Source organism: Pseudomonas sp. TE12508, assembly GCF_056279485.1.
In genome coordinates, this window is the sequence record NZ_JBWCCN010000002.1 from 322,148 (window position 1) to 343,156 (window position 21,009).

Annotated in this window: 17 protein-coding genes; 8 read left to right on the forward strand and 9 right to left on the reverse strand. The window is 59.7% G+C overall.

The features are described from left to right. Positions 1 to 153 precede the first annotated feature (153 nt). The 6 genes from rraA to ACZ9IM_RS03820 all read left to right on the forward strand — a co-directional run bounded on the left by rraA (position 154) and on the right by ACZ9IM_RS03820 (position 4,624). Positions 154 to 645 carry a ribonuclease E activity regulator RraA gene (rraA, locus tag ACZ9IM_RS03795; protein WP_427625245.1) on the forward strand — a complete coding sequence of 164 codons (492 nt, stop codon included), beginning with the start codon at positions 154 to 156 and terminating at the stop codon, positions 643 to 645. Between the two features lie 19 nt (positions 646 to 664). Next, positions 665 to 1,666, forward strand: coding sequence for a zinc transporter ZntB (locus ACZ9IM_RS03800; protein WP_476223404.1), 1,002 nt, complete (start codon positions 665 to 667; stop codon positions 1,664 to 1,666). Between the two features lie 63 nt (positions 1,667 to 1,729). Then, positions 1,730 to 1,978 (forward strand): hypothetical protein, encoded by a 249-nt coding sequence (locus tag ACZ9IM_RS03805; RefSeq protein ID WP_007902080.1) that lies wholly within the window; start codon positions 1,730 to 1,732, stop codon positions 1,976 to 1,978. A 2-nt stretch (positions 1,979 to 1,980) separates the two neighbouring features. Continuing rightward, entirely contained in the window at positions 1,981 to 2,805 is an 825-nt protein-coding gene (locus ACZ9IM_RS03810) for a mechanosensitive ion channel family protein (RefSeq protein ID WP_007902078.1), read from the forward strand. Between the two features lie 86 nt (positions 2,806 to 2,891). Next, on the forward strand, positions 2,892 to 3,482 hold the full coding sequence (gene sigX / locus ACZ9IM_RS03815) for an RNA polymerase sigma factor SigX (protein WP_032830573.1): 591 nt from the start codon (positions 2,892 to 2,894) through the stop codon (positions 3,480 to 3,482). A gap of 107 nt (positions 3,483 to 3,589) precedes the next feature. Further along, on the forward strand, positions 3,590 to 4,624 hold the full coding sequence (locus tag ACZ9IM_RS03820; protein ID WP_427625520.1) for an OmpA family protein: 1,035 nt from the start codon (positions 3,590 to 3,592) through the stop codon (positions 4,622 to 4,624). A gap of 172 nt (positions 4,625 to 4,796) precedes the next feature. Here ACZ9IM_RS03820 and cobA read toward each other — a convergent pair whose 3' ends face one another. The 8 genes from cobA to ACZ9IM_RS03860 form a co-directional block, all read right to left on the reverse strand. Further along, entirely contained in the window at positions 4,797 to 5,564 is a 768-nt protein-coding gene (cobA, locus tag ACZ9IM_RS03825) for a uroporphyrinogen-III C-methyltransferase (RefSeq protein ID WP_008074090.1), read from the reverse strand. A gap of 10 nt (positions 5,565 to 5,574) precedes the next feature. After that, complete coding sequence (locus tag ACZ9IM_RS03830) at positions 5,575 to 8,289, reverse strand: nitrate reductase (RefSeq protein WP_427625521.1); 2,715 nt, start codon at positions 8,287 to 8,289, stop codon at positions 5,575 to 5,577. Beyond that, positions 8,289 to 8,606 carry a nitrite reductase small subunit NirD gene (gene nirD, locus ACZ9IM_RS03835; protein WP_007902067.1) on the reverse strand — a complete coding sequence of 106 codons (318 nt, stop codon included), beginning with the start codon at positions 8,604 to 8,606 and terminating at the stop codon, positions 8,289 to 8,291. Before nirD ends, ACZ9IM_RS03830 begins: the two co-directional genes overlap by 1 nt. Next, positions 8,603 to 11,056 (reverse strand): nitrite reductase large subunit NirB, encoded by a 2,454-nt coding sequence (gene nirB, locus ACZ9IM_RS03840; protein WP_123496409.1) that lies wholly within the window; start codon positions 11,054 to 11,056, stop codon positions 8,603 to 8,605. The genes nirD and nirB overlap by 4 nt, the downstream gene beginning before the upstream one ends. A 386-nt stretch (positions 11,057 to 11,442) precedes the next feature. Further along, positions 11,443 to 13,113: a bifunctional protein-serine/threonine kinase/phosphatase gene (locus tag ACZ9IM_RS03845; RefSeq protein WP_476223405.1), complete on the reverse strand. Its 1,671-nt coding sequence runs from the start codon at positions 13,111 to 13,113 to the stop codon at positions 11,443 to 11,445. Positions 13,114 to 13,120: 7 nt separating this feature from the next. Continuing rightward, the gene (locus ACZ9IM_RS03850) at positions 13,121 to 14,332 is read right to left on the reverse strand and encodes a nitrate/nitrite transporter (protein ID WP_427625523.1); all 1,212 of its coding nucleotides are present in this window, start codon (positions 14,330 to 14,332) and stop codon (positions 13,121 to 13,123) included. Positions 14,333 to 14,608: 276 nt separating this feature from the next. After that, the gene (locus ACZ9IM_RS03855) at positions 14,609 to 15,184 is read right to left on the reverse strand and encodes an ANTAR domain-containing response regulator (protein WP_008006986.1); all 576 of its coding nucleotides are present in this window, start codon (positions 15,182 to 15,184) and stop codon (positions 14,609 to 14,611) included. Between the two features lie 15 nt (positions 15,185 to 15,199). After that, positions 15,200 to 16,411: a CmpA/NrtA family ABC transporter substrate-binding protein gene (locus ACZ9IM_RS03860; RefSeq protein WP_476223406.1), complete on the reverse strand. Its 1,212-nt coding sequence runs from the start codon at positions 16,409 to 16,411 to the stop codon at positions 15,200 to 15,202. Between the two features lie 230 nt (positions 16,412 to 16,641). Between ACZ9IM_RS03860 and ACZ9IM_RS03865 the strand changes: the two genes are divergently transcribed. Continuing rightward, positions 16,642 to 17,661 (forward strand): quinone-dependent dihydroorotate dehydrogenase, encoded by a 1,020-nt coding sequence (locus ACZ9IM_RS03865; RefSeq protein ID WP_427625525.1) that lies wholly within the window; start codon positions 16,642 to 16,644, stop codon positions 17,659 to 17,661. Positions 17,662 to 17,969: 308 nt separating this feature from the next. On the opposite strand, the gene rmf is transcribed toward ACZ9IM_RS03865, so the two are convergent. Then, a complete protein-coding gene (rmf, locus tag ACZ9IM_RS03870; protein ID WP_003223300.1) occupies positions 17,970 to 18,185 on the reverse strand; it encodes a ribosome modulation factor in 216 nt (71 codons plus the stop codon). A gap of 530 nt (positions 18,186 to 18,715) precedes the next feature. Here rmf and rlmKL point away from each other — a divergent pair. Further along, the gene (gene rlmKL / locus ACZ9IM_RS03875; protein WP_476223407.1) at positions 18,716 to 20,986 is read left to right on the forward strand and encodes a bifunctional 23S rRNA (guanine(2069)-N(7))-methyltransferase RlmK/23S rRNA (guanine(2445)-N(2))-methyltransferase RlmL; all 2,271 of its coding nucleotides are present in this window, start codon (positions 18,716 to 18,718) and stop codon (positions 20,984 to 20,986) included. Positions 20,987 to 21,009: the final 23 nt, after the last annotated feature.

The following is a 21,009-nucleotide window of genomic DNA, read 5'->3' on the forward strand; positions in this document are numbered from 1 at the left end:
ATTTCGCTCTGAACGGCTTGCGGCTAAGATATGACGCATTAAGCGGTTCTGGTCACTTTTGGTGACTGTTTCGCTCTGCGCGTTTGCGGCCGTTCAGCCTTGGCCCGCGTATGCTGCCTACTCGATTGTCTTCCTTCCTACAGGAGTTTCTCGATGAACCATTACCTCACGCCTGACCTGTGCGATGCCTATCCGGAGCTGGTGCAGGTGCTGGAACCGATGTTCAGCAATTTCGGTGGCCGTGATTCTTTCGGCGGCGAAATCGTGACCATCAAATGTTTCGAAGATAATTCGCTGGTCAAGGAGCAAGTAGCGCTCAAGGGTAACGGTAAAGTGCTGGTGGTCGACGGTGGCGGTTCCCTGCGCCGCGCGCTGTTGGGCGACCTGCTGGCCGAGAAAGCCGCCAGTAACGGTTGGGAAGGGCTGGTGATCTACGGTTGCATTCGCGACGTGGACATCATCGCGCAAACCGATCTGGGGGTTCAAGCCCTGGCCAGTCACCCGATGAAAACCGACCGGCGCGGTGTGGGTGAACTCAATATTGCCGTGACCTTCGCGGGTGTGACCTTCCACCCGGGTCACTATGTTTATGCGGATAACAACGGCGTGATCATTTCGCCAAGCCCGCTGAAGATGCCTGAATAAAGCGCGTTTCATTAAAGGGGTGAGGACGTTCGAGGAAGAAAACGCGCAGTGGGGGCTGGTGCATGCCCTGGTGCTGGACGGTAAAGGCGGTGCGCGTTCGATAGCCCGGACTGAACTCGATGACTTGCAGTTGCAGGCCCATGAAAGCCTGTGGCTGCACTGGGATCGCAGTCATCCGCAAACCCAGACCTGGCTGCGTAAATACAGCGGTCTGAGTGAATTTAGTTGCGACTTGTTGCTGGAAGAGAACACCCGGCCGCGCCTTTTGCCGCTGCCGGACGCCGAGCTGTTGCTGTTTTTGCGCGGGATCAACCTCAATCCAGGTGCCGAGCCGGAAGACATGGTCTCGGTGCGGATCTTCGGTTCGGCCCAGCGCGTGATCTCCCTGCGTCTGCGGCCGTTGCGCGCCACCGATGAGTTGCTGGTGCAACTGACCGAAGGCAAAGGGCCGAAAACCGCCTCCGAACTCATTCTTTATATGGCGCAATACCTGACTAACAAAGTGCAGGATCTGGTCAGCTGCCTCTCGGAAATCGTCGATGAGGAAGAAGAAAAGCTGGATACCGACGAACGGTATACACCTGAGCATGGGGCCGTTTTGCAGATCCGTCGCAGGGCGGCCGCACTGAAACGTTTTCTGGCACCGCAGCGGGATATTTTCGGTCAGCTGACGCGGATAAAACTACCGTGGTTCGTCGAAGACGATGGCGATTACTGGAACGAATTGAACAACAGCCTGACCCGTTATCTCGAGGAACTGGAATTGACCCGAGAGCGCGTGGGGCTGGTCCTGGAGGCCGAAGACCGGCGTCTGAGCGTGCGCATGAATCGCACGATGTACCGCTTCGGGATCATCACCGGGATCTTTTTGCCGATGAGTTTTCTGACCGGCCTTTTGGGCATCAACGTCGGCGGTATTCCGTTCTCCACCAGCCCTTATGGCTTCCTGATCGCCTGCTTGCTGGCAGGCTCGGTAGCGCTGGGGCAGTGGTGGCTATTCCGACGTTTGCGCTGGTTCTGATGATGAGTCATGTGACCCGACCAAATTTGACCGCGTCTTTCACAGATATCACGAGAGGTGCGTATGCACGATCCGTTTGAACAGTCTTTGCGTGACATGCTCAAAGCTTCGCCGTCCAGCCGTGACGACGATGCCTGCCTGGGCCGCGTGCTGAAAACCGCCAACCGCCAGGTCGGTGCCGGCGATCTGTTCAGCCTGCTGGGCCGCTGGTTGCCCGCGCTGATGATCGCCCTGAATAACGGATCGGCCCATATCTCGCCGGTTTCCCGTCTTCGTAAACCTACCGCTCGCACTGCTGATAAGGCTGATTGAATATGGAACTTGATCTCTGGACTCAGAGCCTCGTCACTGCAATGACTGCGTTATGGACCAAGGTTGCAAACTTCATTCCGAACCTGTTTGGCGCACTGGTTGTGCTGCTGCTGGGTTTTGTCGTGGCCAAACTGCTGGACACACTGCTCTCCAAATTGCTCGCCAAACTGGGCCTCGATCGCCTGATGGGCGGCACCGGGTTGACCAAATTGCTGTCCCGAGCAGGCCTTCAGGTGCCTATCTCGACGTTGATCGGTAAAATCGTGTATTGGTTTGTTCTGCTGATTTTTCTGGTTTCTGCCGCAGAATCTCTTGGACTTGAGCGAGTTTCGGCTACGCTGGACATGTTGGCGCTGTATTTGCCGAAAGTATTCGGTGCTGCGCTGGTACTGCTGGTGGGGGTCTTGCTGGCGCAACTGGCCAATGGGCTGGTGCGTGGCGCGGCTGAAGGCGTAGGGCTTGATTACGCCGCGGGTCTGGGGCGAATTGCCCAGGGCCTGGTGATCATCATCAGTATTTCGGTTGCGATCAGCCAGTTGGAGGTCAAGACTGACCTGCTCAACCATGTGATCGTGATCGTCTTGATTACCGTTGGTCTGGCGGTTGCGCTGGCCATGGGGTTGGGAAGCCGGGAAATTGCCGGTCAGATTCTTGCGGGAATCTATGTGCGTGAGTTGTATCAGGTTGGGCAACAAGTGCGAGTTGGCGAGGTCGAAGGTCAGATCGAAGAGATCGGCACGGTTAAAACCACCGTGCTGACCGATGAGGGTGAGCTAGTCTCTCTCTCGAATCGGATTCTCTTGGAGCAGCATGTGAGTAGCCGCTAACCCGGCAAATCCTGCTAATGTATGCCGCCGCAAAATGTCCTGAAGGACTGCGGCGGACATTGACCTGACTGTCGGCCAGACTTGTTTTGAATAAAGCTCAATCGCTCTCCACGCGCTACGACCCCCGCGAGCTCTCTGATGAGGAGTTGGTCGCGCGCTCGCATACCGAGCTGTTTCACGTAACGCGCGCTTATGAAGAACTGATGCGGCGTTACCAGCGAACATTATTTAACGTTTGTGCACGGTATCTTGGGAACGATCGTGATGCAGACGATGTCTGTCAGGAAGTGATGTTGAAGGTGCTGTACGGCCTGAAGAACTTCGAGGGGAAATCGAAGTTCAAGACATGGCTATATAGCATCACGTACAACGAGTGCATCACGCAGTATCGGAAAGAACGGCGAAAGCGTCGCTTGATGGACGCTTTGAGTCTGGACCCCCTCGAGGAAGCATCTGAAGAAAAGATGCCGAAACCCGAGGAAAAGGGCGGACTTGATCGCTGGCTGGTGTATGTGAACCCGATCGACCGAGAAATTCTGGTGCTACGATTTGTCGCAGAGCTGGAATTTCAGGAGATCGCAGACATAATGCACATGGGTTTGAGTGCAACAAAAATGCGTTACAAACGCGCTCTAGACAAATTGCGTGAGAAATTTGCAGGCATTGCTGAAACTTAGTTCGGCGCAAATATCTCTTACGTGTAGGCAAGTTCTGATAGACTTGCCGCCGAGTTGTCCCCCGGTTTGCGGGACTGCTTCACAATCACCAGATGGGGATTTAACGGATGAAACTGAAAAACACCTTGGGCTTGGCCATTGGTTCTCTTATTGCTGCCACTTCGTTCGGCGCTCTGGCACAAGGCCAAGGCGCAGTTGAAATCGAAGGCTTCGCTAAGAAAGAAATGTTCGATAGCGCTCGTGACTTCAAGAACAACGGCAACCTGTTCGGCGGTTCGATCGGTTACTTCCTGACCGACGACGTTGAACTGCGTCTGGCCTACGACGAAGTGCACAACGCACGTGCCGAAGATGGCCGTAACATCAAGGGCTCCAACACTGCTCTGGATGCTCTGTACCACTTCAACAACCCGGGCGACATGCTGCGTCCATACGTATCGGCTGGTTTCTCCGACCAGAGCATCGGTCAGAACGGTTCCGGTGGTCGTAACGGTTCCACCTTCGCCAACGTTGGCGGCGGTGCCAAGCTGTACTTCACCGACAACTTCTACGCCCGTGCTGGCGTTGAAGCTCAATACAACATCGACCAGGGCGACACCGAGTGGGCTCCAAGCGTCGGTATCGGTGTGAACTTCGGTGGCGGCTCCAAGCCTGCTGCTGCTCCAGTTCCAGCACCAGCTGAAGTCTGCGCTGACAGCGACAACGATGGCGTTTGCGACAACGTTGACAAGTGCCCGGACACCCCAGCCAACGTAACTGTTGACGCTGATGGCTGCCCAGCAGTTGCTGAAGTTGTTCGTGTTGAGCTGGACGTGAAGTTCGACTTCGACAAGTCGGTAGTCAAGCCTAACAGCTACGGCGACATCAAAAACCTGGCTGACTTCATGAAGCAGTACCCATCCACCACTACTACTGTTGAAGGTCACACTGACTCCGTCGGTCCTGACGCTTACAACCAGAAACTGTCCGAGCGTCGTGCAAACGCCGTTAAGCAAGTTCTGACCAACCAGTACGGTGTTGAATCGTCCCGCGTTCAGTCTGTTGGCTACGGCGAATCCCGCCCAGTTGCTGACAACAAAACTGAAGCTGGTCGCGCTGTAAACCGTCGCGTAGAAGCGCAGGTTGAAGCTAGCGCTAAGTAATTAGCTCGCAGCTCTGGAAAAGCCCGGCTTAGGCCGGGCTTTTCTTTGTCTGCGATTTGGGTTTCAGCGAGGTTTTGGCGGTGTTCCGAAAAGATCGCAGCCTGCGGCAGCTCCTACAGGGCTAAATGCCAAATCCATGTAGGAGCTGCCGCAGGCTGCGATCTTTTGATCCTTACAAGGATAAACACCGAGCCAATGCAGGAGCTGCCGCAGGTTGCGATCTTTTGATCTCATCGCAGGCCGCCACAGCACCGATCACGAGGATCGCCGGGCTTTTGAGCTGGAAGTCACAGGCATCGTTTTCCATGGCTGCCAAGTCGCTCCGACATTCCCGTTGATGCGGCAGGGAAGCATTTTCGATCATCGCCACAGGCGTATCGGCAGCCATTCCGCCGGCCAGCAGTTGCTCACGAATTTCACTGAGTTTCGCCACGCCCATATAAATCACCAGTGTTGTGCCCCCTTGTGCCAGGGCCTGCCAGTTCAGGCTGCTGTCATCCTGGGTGTGCGCGGTGACCAGTGTCACACCACGCGCGACACCCCTCAGCGTCAGCGGAATATCGCATTGGGTCGCACCGGCAAGGCCAGCGGTGATGCCATTGACCAGTTCAACCTCGACGCCACGCTCACGCAGCCACTGCGCTTCCTCACCGCCGCGCCCGAAGATGCACGGATCACCACCCTTGAGCCGCACCACGCATTTGCCGTGACGGGTATAACGCAACATCAGGCGATGAATGAAGGCTTGAGGCGTGGAGCGACAGCCACCGCGTTTACCCACAGGAATGATTCGCGCGTTCGGGCAATGCTCCAGCACCGCCTCATTGACCAGATCGTCGATCAGCACCACGTCCGCTTCGCGCAACGCTCGAACCGCCTTGAGGGTCAGCAATTCAGGGTCGCCAGGACCCGCACCCACCAGCCAGACTTTTGCGCTCATAGTGTTTTCCTCACGAGATGACGGCGACTGGCTGCGCGGTGGCGGCCAGCAAACGCTTGATTTCCGGGACGCAGGAGCCGCATTGCGTGCCACAACCCAGTTCTTGTTTCAAACCCTGCAAATCCAGGCCACGGCCAATGCCGGCACACACCGCGTTCTGGCTGACGTTCATGCAGTTGCACAGGGTTTTGGTGCCCGATGCCGGACCGCCAGCGCTGCCCGGTGGCGCACTCAAAGGCGCCAGCAGCCAACGGCGTAGCTGTTCGTCGGCGCGACCTTCGAGCCACAGACTTTGCAGCCAGTGTTGGGCCAGCGTTTCACCGGCCAGGCGAATCGCGGTGATCCGGCCGTTTTCGATGCGTACCCGTTTGCCGATCGAGCGCCGAGGATCGTCGTAGGCTAATACCGGGCCGTCGTTGAGCCCCAGGTATTGATCGATATCACGTAACAGCTGTGGCTCTGGCGCGGTGGCGCTGGCGGCGCGTATCAGCAGTGCAGGGCGTTCACGGCCGGTAAGACTGAGGCTTGCGTAGGAAAACGCCTCGCAGAGCGGTCGCAGCGTCTCTAAGTGCTGTTGAACATCACCCTCTATCAGGGCGAAAAGCTGCCAAGGCAATTGCACAGGCTCGAGTCGCACACCGCTGTGTTTGAGTTCCGGTTGTTTCGACAATGGGTCGAAGGCGGGAAGGGTGAGGGTATTCACGCCGCCCTTGAGAAAGCGGTCGCCCCAGTGCATCGGCATGAATGCCTGGCCCGGACGTACGCTGTCATCGCTGCTGACCGGGACGATCACCGAGCCCCGGCGACTTTTCAGATTGATCAGATCGCCCGGTTGCAGGCGATGCCGACGCAGTTCATCCGGGTGCAGGCTCAACACGGCTTCACTGACATGGCCGAATAGCTGCGCGGCGGTGCCGGTGCGGCTCATGCCGTGCCATTGATCGCGCAGGCGGCCGGTGATCAGGGTCAGCGGGAAGCGCGCATCGCGTTGTTCCTTGGCGGCGCGATACGGGTCGGTGATGAACTGTGCACGCCCGCTGGCGGTCGGGAAAACTCCGTCGAGATACAGCCGCGCCGTGCCTTCGCGGGCCCCGGCGGGGAAGGGCCATTGCTGCGGGCCGAGCTGGTCGATCAGCGCATGGCTGATTCCGGAGAGGTCGAGGTCGCGGCCGCGAGTCAGGTGTTTGTATTCGTCGAAGACCTGCGCCGGGGTTTCAAAGGCAAACAGGCTGGTGGCTCCAGGGCGCAGATGTTTTTCCAGGCGCTGTGCGAAATCCATGGTGATCGACCAGTCGGGCCGTGCTTCACCGGGTGCGCCGATAGCCTGACGGACGTGGGAAATGCGCCGTTCGGAGTTGGTGACCGTGCCGTCCTTTTCACCCCAACTGGCGGCGGGCAACAGCAGGTCGGCGAACGCGGCGGTTTCGGTGGTGCGAAAGGCTTCCTGCAACACCACGAACGGACAGGCTTGCAGTGCCTCGCGCACAGCGGTCTGGTCCGGCAGCGACTGTGCAGGGTTAGTGCAGGCGATCCACAGGGCTTTGATCTTGCCGCTGCGCATCTGCTCGAACAGTTCGATGGCCGTCAGTCCGGTGTTCGCGGGCAGTTGATCAACGCCCCAGTAGTCAGCCACTTGCGCGCGGTGTTCGGCATTGGCCGCTTCGCGATGGCCTGGCAGCAGGTTCGACAAACTGCCGGTTTCCCGGCCGCCCATGGCATTTGGCTGACCAGTCAGCGAGAAAGGTCCTGCACCGGGCCGGCCGATTTGCCCGGTAGCCAGGTGCAGGTTGATCAACGCGCTGTTCTTCGCGCTGCCGGCAGTGGACTGATTCAGCCCCATGCACCACAGCGACAGAAAGCTCGGCGAAGTGCCGACCCATTGCGCGCATTGATGCAGTTGCTCGACGCTGATGCCGCAGAGTTGCGACGCCATTGTCGGGGTGTAATCACGCACCAGGTTTTTCAGCTCGGCCAGGCCTTCGGTGTGGGCCTTGATGAAGTCGCGGTCGACCCAGTCTTCCCACAGCAACAGGTGCAAAATCCCATGGAATAAGGCGACATCGGTGCCAGGCAGAATCGCCAAATGCATGTCAGCCAAATCGCAGGTGTCGGTGCGCCGTGGGTCGATGACGATGACTTTCATCTGTGGGCGGCGGGATTTCGCTTCTTCCAGGCGACGAAACAGGACCGGGTGGGCGTAGGCCATGTTGCTGCCGACGATCATCACGCAGTCGCTCAATTCCAGGTCTTCGTAGTTGCAGGGCGGGGCGTCGGCGCCGAGGCTGCGCTTGTAGCCGACCACGGCTGAAGACATGCACAGCCGTGAATTACTGTCGATGTTGTTGGTGCCCACCAGCGCTCGCGCCAGTTTGTTGAAGGCGTAGTAATCCTCGGTCAGCAACTGCCCGGAGATATAGAACGCAACGCTGTCCGGGCCATGCTCGGCGATGGTTTCGGCGAAGACGTTGGCGGCGTGATCGAGGGCAGTGTCCCAGTCGGTGCGGCTGCGGGCCAGGCCTTTGCCCAAGCGCAGTTCCGGGTACAACGCCCGTGCCGTCAGGTCGCCAGTCAGGTGCAGGGTCGAACCTTTACTGCACAACTTGCCGAAGTTGGCCGGGTGTGCCGGATCGCCGCTGACGCCGAGGATGCGCTCGCCGTCGTGCTCGATCAGCACACCACAGCCGACCCCGCAGTAGCAGCAGGTGGAGGCGGTGATCTGGTTCATCAGCTTGCTTCCCGCAGGGCCAGCAGCACCCGGCCATTCTCGACCCGTGCCGAATGATGGTGGGCGCAGCCAATATCAGGGGCCTGGGCCTCGCCGGTTTCCAGGTCGATCTGCCAGTTGTGCAGCGGGCAGGCCACTCGTTTGCCATAGATCAAACCCTGGGACAGCGGCCCGCCCTTGTGCGGGCAGCGATCGTCGAGGGCGAAAACCTCATCGTCACTCGTACGAAAAATCGCGATGTCGCCTTTCGGGCCCGCGATGATCCGCGAGCCAAGGGTGTTGATCTCTTCCAGTGCGCAGATATCCAGCCAGTTCATGCCTGCACCTCCAGGTTCTTCACGGGAATGACCTCGAATTCTTTTTTCAGCAGCGGCTGTTCGAGGCGTTCCTTCCAGGGATCCTGCTCGAACGACAGGGAAAATTGCAGGCGATCATTCAATGCCTTGCGCCGTTCCGGGTCTTCCAGCACGGCTTTCTTGATGTGTTCCATACCGACCCGTTGCAGGTAGTGCACGGTGCGCTCAAGGTAGAAGGCTTCTTCGCGATACAGCTGCAGGAACGCGCCGTTGTACTCGCGCACTTCTTCGGCGGTTTTCAGTTTGACGAAGAATTCCGCGACTTCGGTTTTGATCCCGCCGTTGCCACCGATGTACATCTCCCAGCCGGAATCCACGCCGATAATTCCGACGTCTTTGATCCCCGCTTCCGAGCAGTTGCGTGGGCAACCGGAGACGGCCAGTTTCACTTTGTGCGGCGACCACATGTTGAACAGGTCGTGCTCAAGCTCGATGCCCAGTTGCGTGGAGTTCTGGGTGCCGAAGCGGCAGAACTCGCTGCCGACACAGGTTTTTACCGTGCGGATGGATTTGCCGTAGGCGTGACCGGACGGCATGTCCAGGTCTTTCCAGACGCCTGGCAGGTCCTGCTTTTTGATCCCCAGCAAGTCGATGCGCTGGCCGCCGGTGACCTTGACCATCGGCACGTTGTACTTGTCGGCCACGTCGGCAATGCGCCGCAGCTCTGAAGGATTGGTCACACCGCCCCACATCCGCGGGACTACAGAGTAAGTGCCGTCTTTCTGAATGTTGGCGTGGGCGCGTTCGTTGATCAGGCGCGATTGTGGATCGTCCTTGGCTTCGCCCGGCCAAGTGGAAATCAGGTAGTAGTTGAGCGCCGGACGGCACGTGGCGCAACCGTTCGGGGTGCGCCAGTTCAAGTAGCTCATAGTGCCGGCGATGGTCAGCAGGTGCTGGTCGCGGATGGCCTGGCGGATTTGCCCGTGATTGAGGTCACTGCAACCGCAGATGGCTTTCTCGCTTTTCGGCTTGACGTCCGCCGCACCGCCCACGGTGTTGATCAGGATCTGCTCGACGAGGCCGGCGCAGGAGCCGCAAGAACTGGCAGCTTTGGTATGTTTTTTCACGTCATCGACGCTGAACAGGCCGTGTTCCTGGATGGCCTTGACGATGGTGCCTTTGCACACGCCATTGCAGCCGCAGACTTCGGCGGTGTCGGCCATGCTCATGGCCTTGTCCTGGCCTTGATGTCCTACATCGCCAAGAGCGTTTTCGCCGAACATCAGGTGATCGCGGATCTCGCCGATGGCGTGGTTCTCACGGATCTGCCGGAAATACCAACCGCCATCTGCCGTATCGCCGTACAGACAGGCGCCGACCAGCACGTCATCCTTGATCACCAGTTTTTTGTAAACCCCGCCGATCGGGTCGGAGAGGGTGATGGTCTCGGTGCCTTCGCCGCCCATAAAGTCGCCGGCGGAAAACAAGTCGATGCCGGTGACTTTCAGTTTGGTCGACGTCACCGAACCCTTGTAGGTGGCGAAACCCAGCTGGGCGAGGTGGTTGGCGCAGACCTTGGCCTGTTCGAACAGCGGCGCGACCAGGCCGTAGGCGATGCCACGGTGGCTGGCGCATTCGCCGATGGCGTAGACCCGAGGGTCGTAGGTTTGCATCGTGTCGTTGACCAGAATCCCGCGATTGCACGGGATGCCGGATTTTTCCGCGAGTTCGGTGTTGGGACGAATACCAGCGGCCATCACCACCAGGTCGGCCGGGATGATGTCGCCGTTCTTGAACTCAACCGAGCCGACCCGGCCATTGCCGGCATCGTGCAGGGCCTGGGTCTGTTCGCACAGGCGGAAATGCAGGCCACGGGCTTCCAGGGCGGTTTGCAGGAGTTGGCCGCTGGTTTTGTCCAGTTGCCGCTCCAGCAGCCATTCGCCGATGTGCACCACGGTGACGTGCATGCCGCGCAGCATCAGGCCGTTGGCGGCTTCAAGGCCCAGCAGGCCGCCGCCGATGACCACGGCGTGCTTGTGGGTCTTGGCGGTGTCGATCATCGCCTGGGTGTCGGCAATGTCGCGGTAGCCGATCACGCCCTGCAAGGTGTTGCCGGGGATCGGCAGGATGAACGGGGTCGAACCGGTGGCAATCAGCAGGCGGTCGTATTCGGCCTCGGTGCCGTCTTCGGCGATGACCCGACGTTTGACCCGGTCGATCTCCACCACTTTACGGTTGAGCAGCAGCTTGATGTTGTTTTCCAGGTACCAGTCCAGATCGTTGAGCACGATCTCTTCGAAAGTCTGTTCGCCAGCCAGCACGGGCGACAGCAGGATGCGGTTGTAGTTGGTATGGGGTTCGGCGCCGAAGACCGTGATGTCGTACAGCTCATTACTCAGCTTGAGCAGTTCTTCCAGGGTACGTACCCCGGCCATGCCGTTGCCGATCATCACTAGTTTTAGTTTTTTCATCAGGTTCTCCGGGGAGCTCGGGCCTGCCTCATCAGGGCATTCAGGCCTTGCTCGACAAAATTTTGCGCAAACAAAAAAAGGCGTCCCGCTAGTTAACTAGCGAGGACGCCTTTGTCCTTGTCCCGTTCTCTCGGGCAGCGCAGCCTTCTACGTTGAAGGTTGGGCTTTATGTATGTTGGGAAAGGTAATGCAGTGGTTGTGCCAAGTCGCACAAATGCGGAATTTATGGGCTCTCACCGTGGGAGGAGGGTGTTTGCGTGCACCGGATCAATGCGCCATGCCCGGTTTTGAAGCAGAAAAGATCAAAAGATCGCAGGCTTCGCCAGCTCCTACAGGAGATCGTGGGCACCGGTAGGCGCTGGCGCAGGCTGCGATCTTTTGATCTTTTAACCATGAAACAACAAAAACAGCAGCACCAGATTCACCAGCAACGACACCAGTGCCAACGTCCGCCAGACTTTCAGCGGTTCGCGCTCCAGCAACGGTCTGGGGCGCACGCTCAAACTGCGACGTTCTCCCTGTTCCAGTAGCAATAACCATTCTTCCGCCGTTTCAAAGCGCTGATCCGGAGCTGCCGCCACCGCGCGCTCCAGACTTTGCGCAATCCAATCCGGCAGGTCGGGCCGGTAGCGACTGGCGCTGACAGGCACACCAAACCGAGGGCGCTGGAATGCTTCGATTTCGCCGTAGGGATAATGCCCGGTCAGCAGGTAATACAAGGTCACGCCGACCGCATACAAATCCTGCTGTGGTGTAGGAGGATCACCTCGAAAAGCTTCCGGCGCGATATAGCTGGGTGTTCCGGGTAGTGCGCAGGCTTGATCTTCGGACAGCCCGGGGCAGTAGGCGAGGCCGAAATCCAGCAGGCGCAGCTCACCGTCGTCCCCCAGCAGCAGGTTCTCCGGTTTGATATCGCGATGCAGAATTTGCCGTCGATGCAATATGCCGATGGCCCGCAGCAGGCGTTCGGCCAGGTCCAGCCATTGAGCCAATGGCAGCGTTGCGACACGCTCATGCAGCTCAGCCAAGGTCGACCCGGAATATTCCCGCATCACGTAGTACAAATGCTGACGCTGACTGGCGGCATGGACTTCAGGGAAGTGCCGCCCGGCCACACGCTTGAGAAACCATTCCTCCGACAACAACGCCTGCCCGGCCTGGTGATCGTCACGGAGCGCACTGGGCAAGGTTTTCAGCAGCCAGGGCTGTTGTTGTGCGTCGCGCACCCGGTAGAGCAGCGATTGTTGGCTCTGGCCGAGGATCCCTTCGACCTGCCAGCCTTCGAAAGTCTGGCCCGGTTTCAGCGCAGGCGGGAGCGGCCATTGCTGCAGATGAATCAGCGCGTCGCCAATGCTGGTTTCACCGAGGGCATCGACCCGCACCAACAGGGCGCTGGCGTTGTCCTGACTGCCGGCCAGATGTGCAGCATTGACCAGGGTCTGCGCGGCACTGTTCAGGTCGGGTTGATCGCGCAGAATCGCCGCAATGGCCGTGTCGCCCAGCACGGCCCAGATGCCGTCGCTGAGCAGCACGAAACTCTCGTTCAGGCGCAGTTCACCATCGAGAAAGTCCAGCACCAGGTGTTGATCCAGCCCAAGGGCCCGTTTGAGCACATGCTGCATGCCCGGCTGGTCCCAGACGTGATCCTCACTCACCCGTTGCAGTGTGTCGGCGTGCCAGCGATAAACCCGGCAATCGCCGACATGCGCCAGGGTGAAACGCCGGCCGCGCATCACCAAGGCACTGACGGTAGTCAGCAGCGGTTGCCCGCCGCCGTTCGCCTGCAACCAGCGGTTTTGCGCCAGTAGCAGACGGTCCAATGCCTGGGCGACGCCCCAGGTTTCCGGGGTGGCGTAGTAGTCCAGCGCCAAGGCCTGCAAGGTCGAACGGGCTGCGAGCCCGCCATCGGCACATTGGCTGACACCGTCGGCGATGGCGAACAGGTAACCCTTGCTTGCCGCCAGCGCCGGGGCCGGAGTGACCAGGCGCACAGCGTCCTGGTTCTCCTCGCGGGGGCCGATGGCGCTGTGTTCGGCGAAGCTCAGTTGCAGGCTCATTCAGTCCTCACACCCGTGCTGCGGTAACGGCTGCCGAACCCCAAGTGGTTCTCCAGCGACGTTTCACACCATGCAGACCAAACCAGGCGAGTACGCCGAGGCTGGCGAACAACCACAAGGCCATTTGATAGCTGCCGGTGCTTTGCTTGATCGCGCCCATGCCGGCCGCCAGTGCGAAGCCACCGATGCCGCCGGCCATGCCAATCAGGCCGGTCATCACACCGATCTCCCGACGAAAACGCTGCGGGACCAACTGGAATACCGCACCGTTTCCTGCACCCAAACCGAGCATAGTGCAGACGAAAAGCGCCAACGCGGCGTAGGAGCTCGGCAGATTGAAACCTACCGTTGCAATGCAGATCGCTGCCACGGTGTACATCGCCAGCAGGGTGCGAATCCCGCCGAAGCGATCCGCCAGCGCGCCACCCAACGGACGCATCAGGCTGCCACCGAACACACAAGCAGCAGTGTAGTAGCCGGCAGTCACCGGGCTCAGGCCGTACTGGTCGTTGAAGTAGCCGGGCAGGGCGCTGGCCAGACCGATGAAACCGCCGAAGGTTACGCTGTAGAAAAACATGAACCACCAGCTGTCGCGATCACCCAGGGCCTTGAAATAGTCAGACACGGACTTGGCTTTCGGGCGCTCGGGTGCATTTTTGGCCAGCCAGGTGAAGACGATCAGGGTCAGGATCAGCGGGATCAGGGCGAATCCGAACACGTTGCTCCAGCCAAATGCGGCGGCCAGCACCGGAGCGATCAAGGCGGCCAGCACGGTGCCCGAGTTACCGGCACCGGCGATGCCCATGGCTTTGCCTTGGTGCTGCGGCGGATACCATTGCGAGGCCAACGGCAGGGCGACGGCGAAGGACGCACCGGCCATGCCGAGGAACAGACCCAGCAACAGCGCTTGCTCGTAACTGTGGATGCCGACTTTCCAGGCGACGAACAGGGCGCAGATGACGATCACCTGGCCGATTATCCCGGCGGTTTTTGGCGAAAGGCGATCAGCCAGCAGGCCCATCGCAAAGCGCAATACGGCCCCGGCCAGAATCGGCGTGGCCACCACCAGCCCGCGCTGTTGGGTGGTCAGGTGCAGATCAGCGGCGATCTGCACCGCCAGAGGGCCGAGCAGGTACCAGACCATGAAGCTCAGATCGAAATAGAGGAAGGCTGCGAACAGTGTCGGGGTATGGCCGGATTTCCAGAAGCTTGAATTCATCGCGCACCTCAGCTGTCAGGCGTATCAAGAAGGAGTCATGAGCTTGCGGGTGGGGCGCCGCTACGGCCGCACCACCGGCCCCGGTCTCTGGGGCCAAAACGAAAAAACGCCGCTACCCGATCCGCCAGGGGGCGAATGAGGTGAGCGACGTCTTCGTCGTAGGTGGGGCAACCGCCGTTGGTTACCTTGCGGTGATTACCTAGCGAGATCTGTGCCAACTGTTTGAGACCGAGTTGCGGCCAATCGCGAGCAGGCCCTGACAGGCACCGCAATACCTCAGCCAAGCAGTTCACTCATGGCAATAATCTGCTCCGCCACCTGTATCAGCTTCTGCTGGCGGCTCATGGCTTGGCGGCGCATCAGGGTGTAGGCCTCTTCTTCGTTGCAGTCCTTCATCTTCATCAGCAGCCCCTTGGCCAGCTCGATGCGCTTGCGCTCGGCCAGTTGCTGGTCGCGAGCGTGCAGTTGCGCGCGCAGGGCCTGGTCGCTTTCAAAGCGCGCCATGGCCACGTCGAGAATCGGCTGCAAGCGTTGTGCGTGAATGCCTTCGACGATGTAGGCACTGACGCCGGACTTGATTGCGCGGCGCATCACGTCGGGGTCGTGCTCGTCGGTGAACATCACAATCGGCCGTGGTTGGTCACGGGTCACCAGCACCACTTGCTCCATCACATCGCGGCTCGGTGACTCGGTATCGATCAGGATCACGTCCGGACGCACCGTTTCGACGCGCGCGGGCAGGTCAATGGTCAGGCCGGACTCGTCGATGACCTCGAACCCGGCTTCGGTCAGAGCCGCCTTCAGGCGCCCGACTTTTTTCGCTGTGTCATTGATCAGCAGGATACGCAACATATTCGCAGGCTCCTGTCAGCGGCTGGCGAGAAGGGGAGCGCTGTCGCTCATGGCGTGCAGCGTGAAGCTGCGGGCATAGCCGGCCGGGTCCGAGCCGTCCCAGACTTTGCCGTCGATCAATTGACTGTTGCGCATTTCCTGGCTCCGGGCGGGCACGCCGACAGCGGTGGCGGCCTCACGGTATAAGTCTAGTTGCTGGACCTGACGGGCCACGCCGAGGTAATCCGGGTCGTCACGCAACAACCCCCAGCGACGGAACTGGGTCATGAACCACATACCGTCGGACAAATACGGAAAATTGACCTCGCCACCAACGTGAAAACGCATGGCGTGCGGGTCTTGCCAGCGATTACCCAGGCCGTCGGCGTAGTCACCGAGCAACCGTGGTTCGATGCAGTCGAGCGGAGCATCCAGATACTCAGGCGCACTCAACAGTTGCGCGGTGCTGCGGCGATTTTCGTGGCTGGCTTCGATGAATCGGCTGGCTTCGAGGATCGCCATCACCAATGCCCGTGCGGTGTTGGGGTATTGCTCGACAAAGGCGCGGGTGCAGCCGAGGACTTTTTCCGGGTGATCGGGCCACAGGGTCTGGCTGGTGGCCATCGTAAACCCGAGATTCTGCTGCACCGCACTGGCCGCCCACGGCTCGCCGACGCAGAAACCGTCGATGCGCCCGGCTTGCAGGTGCGCGACCATTTGCGGCGGCGGTACCACCACACTGTCGACATCCTGCAACGGATGAATGCCCTGGCTCGCGAGCCAGTAATACAGCCACATGGCGTGGGTGCCCGTGGGAAAAGTCTGAGCGAAGGTCAGTTTTGGGCGACTTTGGTGCACGTGCCGGTCCAGTGCTTCAGGACTGGTCACGCCCAAGGCCTGCAAGCCGTGGGAAAGGTTGATGCTTTGGCCGTTCTGGTTCAGGCCCATGAGCACGGCCATGTCGGTGGAGGCTACGCCGCCGATGCCCAGGTGCACGGCGTAGATCAGGCCGTACAGGCTGTGGGCGGCGTCGAGTTCGCCGCTGACCAGTTTGTCTCGCAGGTTGGCCCAGGACGACTGGCGCTTGAGGTTCAGGGTAAGGCCGTAGGGTTGGGCGAAGCCCTGGGTGGCGGCGACCACCACTGAGGCGCAGTCGCTCAGGGCCATGAAGCCGAGGTTGATTTCAGTCTTTTCCGGGGCATCGCTGCCGTTGACCCAGGCCAGTGGGCCGGCTGATGGTTCGTTCATCGATTTCGCACCTTCCAAAAAAAAGCGTCGTCCCAAGGCCTTTGCGTGGGCAAAGCCGGGTGACGACGCCATTGTCCTTCCACTCATCCCGCCGTTGGCATGAGTGCTGATGCCTGTGATTGGTGCAAGGCATATGCCATCGCCGGCTGATTTTGTTGCGCGCCTCGCCTGTGGACCCGATGCACGGCTATAATCGCCGCCTCTCATCGCCAACCGAGTCAAGCCTGCCCATGTACACCCTGGCCCGTCAGCTGCTGTTCAAACTTTCCCCGGAAACCTCCCACGATCTGTCCCTGGACCTGATCGGCGCGGGCGGGCGTTTGGGCCTTAACGGCTTGCTGTGCAAGGCACCGGCGAAACTGCCGGTAACGGTCATGGGCCTGGAGTTCCCGAACCCGGTGGGTTTGGCGGCCGGTCTGGACAAGAACGGCGCGGCGATCGATGGTTTTGCCCAATTGGGTTTCGGTTTCGTCGAAATCGGCACCATCACGCCGCGTCCGCAACCGGGTAATCCGAAACCGCGGATTTTCCGCTTGCCGGACGCCGAGGCGATCATCAACCGCATGGGTTTCAATAACCTCGGCGTCGATCACTTGCTCGCTCGCGTCGCGGCGGCCAAGTACAAGGGCGTACTGGGCATCAACATCGGCAAGAATTTCGATACGCCGGTTGAGCGTGCGGTCGATGACTACCTGATCTGCCTGGACAAGGTCTATGCCCACGCCAGCTACGTGACGGTCAACGTCAGTTCGCCGAACACCCCGGGCCTGCGCAGCCTGCAATTCGGTGATTCGCTCAAGCAATTGCTCGCCGACCTGGCCACCCGCCGGGCGGAGCTGGCCCTGCGCCACGGCAAGCATGTACCGCTGGCGATCAAGATCGCGCCGGACATGACTGATGAAGAAACCATTCAAGTCGCTCAAGCGTTGATCGAAACCGGGATGGACGCGGTGATTGCCACCAACACCACCCTGAGCCGCGTTGGCGTCGAAGGCATGGAGCATGGTGACGAGGCGGGCGGGTTGTCCGGCGCGCCGGTTCGCGACAAGAGCACTCACACCGTTAAAGTGCTGGCGGCGGAATTGGCCGGTCGTCTGCCGATCATCGCCGTAGGCGGCATCACTGAAGGCAAGCACGCGGCTGAGAAAATTGCCGCGGGTGCGAGCCTGGTGCAGATTTACTCTGGCTTTATCTATAAAGGCCCGGCGCTGATTCGTGAATCGGTGGATGCCATCGCCGCGCTGCGCTAAATCCCTGGGTAGGAGACTTGTGGCGAGGGCTTTTGTGGCGAGGGGGCTTGCCCCCGTTCGGCTGCGAAGCAGTCGTAAACCCTGTGTCCGTGTTCTCGCTGATTCACCGCGTCGTCTGGTTTTGGGGCCGCTTCGCAGCCCAACGGGGGCAAGCCCCCTCGCCACAATTGTTTCTTCGCTGAATTTGGATCAGGCATAAAAAAGGGCTCCTCGAAGGAGCCCCTGGGCCGAAGCCCGCCGTCCGGATGGGACGTGCGTGGTTAAGTCATTACGTAATCAGATTGTCGTGTCGGAGTGTGTGCCCTGTATTAGCCGACGGCGTGAAGTTCGTTGAGTCTGTGGATTCCCGCAGTGCCGGTCATACCGTCCCAGTTGTCGCCGCGTCCTTCTCGCCAGCCATTGATCCAGGCTTGGCGTACCGACGGTAGAGTAAAAGGGCAAAGCTCACGGGATTTACCACCAACGCCATATTGATATCCGCGCAAAAATGCTCTTTCCAACGGATCACGCTTAAGTCTTCTCATAGGGTGTTGCCCTCACTTGTTGACTGTATTTATCGCGTCGACCTCAATCGAGGTCAGGCAGAAAAATTCTGCCGTTGGTGGCTCGCTGCCGGCGTCGCGAGCCAAGGTGTTGACGCCGTTGCGACGTCAACCTGAGTTGAGTTCTAACCAATGCGTCACATCGAGGGAATGATCGTTTTGTCATAAGAACGTAACCATAAAGATGCTATGGCCATAAGTAACACGATATTTGTCCCGTGTTTGTTGGCCAAACCCCGGTATGATCGGCCCTGCGCGGGATGAGAGGGTTGAGGCCTTTAACGAGAATGACACCCGTTCACTTGGGGACTATTCGACGAAGGGTCGACTTATGACATTTTGTTGCATCAACTTTTTTATCTGCCCTGGCATCTAAGCTCTTTTAACCCGAGCAGTCAGGGTGGGACGGCACACCTTCGTGCCACGCGGGCGTTCTGTTAGAAAAACGCCTGATTGAAAACCGGATCGGCAATGCGTTGCCGGTTCACTTAGCTAAAGGCTCTGGAATTACCATGTCCGATCGTTTCGAACTCTTCCTCACTTGCCCCAAAGGCCTTGAAGGCCTGCTCATCGAGGAAGCCGTCGGGCTTGGCCTTGAGGACGCACGTGAGCACACCTCGGCTGTGCGCGGCATGGCCACCATGGAAACCGCCTATCGCCTGTGCCTGTGGTCGCGTCTGGCGAACCGGGTGCTGCTGGTGCTCAAGCGCTTCCCGATGAAGGACGCCGAAGACCTCTACCACGGCGTGCTGGATATCGAGTGGCAAGACCACATGCTCAACGATGGCACCCTGGCCGTCGAATTCAGCGGTCACGGTTCGGGCATTGATAACACGCACTTCGGCGCCTTGAAGGTCAAGGATGCGATCGTCGATAAACTGCGCACCCCCCAGGGCGATCGTCCGTCCATCGACAAGCTCAACCCGGACCTGCGCATTCACCTGCGCCTGGACCGTGGCGAAGCGATTTTGTCTCTCGACCTTTCCGGCCATAGCTTGCACCAGCGCGGTTACCGCTTGCAGCAGGGCGCGGCGCCGCTGAAGGAAAACCTCGCGGCGGCGATTCTGATCCGTTCCGGCTGGCCACGGATTGCCGCCGATGGTGGCGCACTGGCTGACCCGATGTGCGGTGTCGGTACGTTCCTGGTCGAAGCCGCGATGATCGCCGCCGACATGGCGCCGAACCTGCGTCGTGAGCAGTGGGGCTTCACCGCCTGGCTCGGTCATGTGCCGGCGCTGTGGAAAAAACTTCACGAAGAAGCCACCGAACGCGCCGCAGCTGGCCTGGCCAGGTCACCGCTGTGGATTCGCGGTTACGAAGCTGACCCGCGCCTGATTCAACCGGGCCGCAATAACGTCGAACGTGCCGGCCTGAGCGAGTGGATCAAGATCTACCAGGGCGAAGTCGCGACGTTCGAGCCGCGGCCGGACCAGAACCAGAAAGGCCTGGTGATCTGCAACCCTCCGTACGGCGAGCGTCTGGGCGATGAGGCGAGCCTGCTCTACCTCTACCAGAACCTCGGCGAACGTCTGCGTCAGGCATGCTTGAACTGGGAAGCGGCGGTGTTCACCGGCGCTCCGGACCTGGGCAAGCGCATGGGCATCCGCAGCCACAAGCAGTACTCGTTCTGGAACGGCGCCTTGCCGTGCAAATTGCTGCTGATCAAGGTCACGCCGGACCAGTTTGTCACCGGCGAGCGTCGCACTCCGGAACAGCGCCAGATCGAGCGCGAACAGGCCGAGTCCGATGCACCGTCGAACATCGAAGCGCCGGGCAAGTACGAGAAGTACAACAAGAACGGCAACCCGATCAAACCGGCCCCGGTGGTGATCGAGCAACCGCGCTTGAGCGAAGGCGGGCAGATGTTTGCCAACCGTCTGCAAAAAAACCTCAAGGCCCTCGGTAAGTGGGTCAAGCGTGAAGGTATCGACTGCTACCGCGTCTACGATGCCGACATGCCGGAATATTCCATGGCCATCGACCTGTATCACGACTGGGTCCACGTTCAGGAATACGCTGCACCGAAATCCATCGATCCGGAAAAAGCCTCGGCACGGATGTTCGATGCCCTGGCGGCGATCCCGCAGGCGCTGAACATCGACAAGAACCGCGTGGTGGTCAAACGTCGCGAGCGTCAGAGCGGCACCAAGCAGTACGAACGCCAGAGCGCACAGGGCAAGTTCAATGAGGTCAACGAAGGTGGCGTGAAGCTGCTGGTGAACCTCACCGACTACCTCGACACCGGGCTGTTCCTCGACCACCGGCCGATGCGCATGCGAATCCAGAAAGAGGCGGCCGGCAAGCGCTTCCTCAACCTGTATTGCTACACCGCGACCGCCAGCGTTCATGCAGCCAAGGGCGGTGCGCGCAGCACCACCAGCGTCGACCTGTCGAAAACCTATCTGGATTGGGCGCGTCGCAACCTGTCGCTGAACGGTTTTTCCGACAAAAACCGTCTGGAACAGGGCGATGTGATGGTCTGGCTCGATGCCTGCCGTGACGAGTACGACCTGATCTTCATCGACCCGCCGACCTTCTCCAACTCCAAGCGCATGGAAGGGATCTTCGACGTGCAGCGTGATCAGGTGCAGTTGATCGACTTGGCGATGGCACGTCTGGCGCCGGGTGGGGTGTTGTACTTCTCCAACAACTTCCGCAAGTTCACGCTTGAGGAAAACCTCACCGAACGTTATGCCGTTGAAGAAATCACCACCCAGACCATCGATCCGGATTTTGCCCGTAATGGCAAGATCCACCGTGCGTGGAAGATCACTGCTCGCTGACACTTGAGCCTGATTGGATCCAG

Excerpts from the sequence above, each read along its gene's own strand:
- cobA (WP_008074090.1), bottom strand. The coding sequence starts at position 5,564 with ATGAGCGCAAAAGTCTGGCTGGTGGGTGCGGGTCCTGGCGACCCTGAA.
- nirB (WP_123496409.1), bottom strand. The coding sequence starts at position 11,056 with ATGAAAAAACTAAAACTAGTGATGATCGGCAACGGCATGGCCGGGGTA.
- ACZ9IM_RS03855 (WP_008006986.1), bottom strand. The coding sequence starts at position 15,184 with ATGTTGCGTATCCTGCTGATCAATGACACAGCGAAAAAAGTCGGGCGC.
- ACZ9IM_RS03845 (WP_476223405.1), bottom strand. The coding sequence starts at position 13,113 with ATGAGCCTGCAACTGAGCTTCGCCGAACACAGCGCCATCGGCCCCCGC.
- ACZ9IM_RS03805 (WP_007902080.1), top strand. The coding sequence starts at position 1,730 with ATGCACGATCCGTTTGAACAGTCTTTGCGTGACATGCTCAAAGCTTCG.
- ACZ9IM_RS03865 (WP_427625525.1), top strand. The coding sequence starts at position 16,642 with ATGTACACCCTGGCCCGTCAGCTGCTGTTCAAACTTTCCCCGGAAACC.
- ACZ9IM_RS03820 (WP_427625520.1), top strand. The coding sequence starts at position 3,590 with ATGAAACTGAAAAACACCTTGGGCTTGGCCATTGGTTCTCTTATTGCT.
- ACZ9IM_RS03850 (WP_427625523.1), bottom strand. The coding sequence starts at position 14,332 with ATGAATTCAAGCTTCTGGAAATCCGGCCATACCCCGACACTGTTCGCA.
- rmf (WP_003223300.1), bottom strand. The coding sequence starts at position 18,185 with ATGAGAAGACTTAAGCGTGATCCGTTGGAAAGAGCATTTTTGCGCGGA.
- rraA (WP_427625245.1), top strand. The coding sequence starts at position 154 with ATGAACCATTACCTCACGCCTGACCTGTGCGATGCCTATCCGGAGCTG.
- rlmKL (WP_476223407.1), top strand. The coding sequence starts at position 18,716 with ATGTCCGATCGTTTCGAACTCTTCCTCACTTGCCCCAAAGGCCTTGAA.
- ACZ9IM_RS03810 (WP_007902078.1), top strand. The coding sequence starts at position 1,981 with ATGGAACTTGATCTCTGGACTCAGAGCCTCGTCACTGCAATGACTGCG.
- nirD (WP_007902067.1), bottom strand. The coding sequence starts at position 8,606 with ATGAACTGGCTGGATATCTGCGCACTGGAAGAGATCAACACCCTTGGC.
- ACZ9IM_RS03830 (WP_427625521.1), bottom strand. The coding sequence starts at position 8,289 with ATGAACCAGATCACCGCCTCCACCTGCTGCTACTGCGGGGTCGGCTGT.
- ACZ9IM_RS03860 (WP_476223406.1), bottom strand. The coding sequence starts at position 16,411 with ATGAACGAACCATCAGCCGGCCCACTGGCCTGGGTCAACGGCAGCGAT.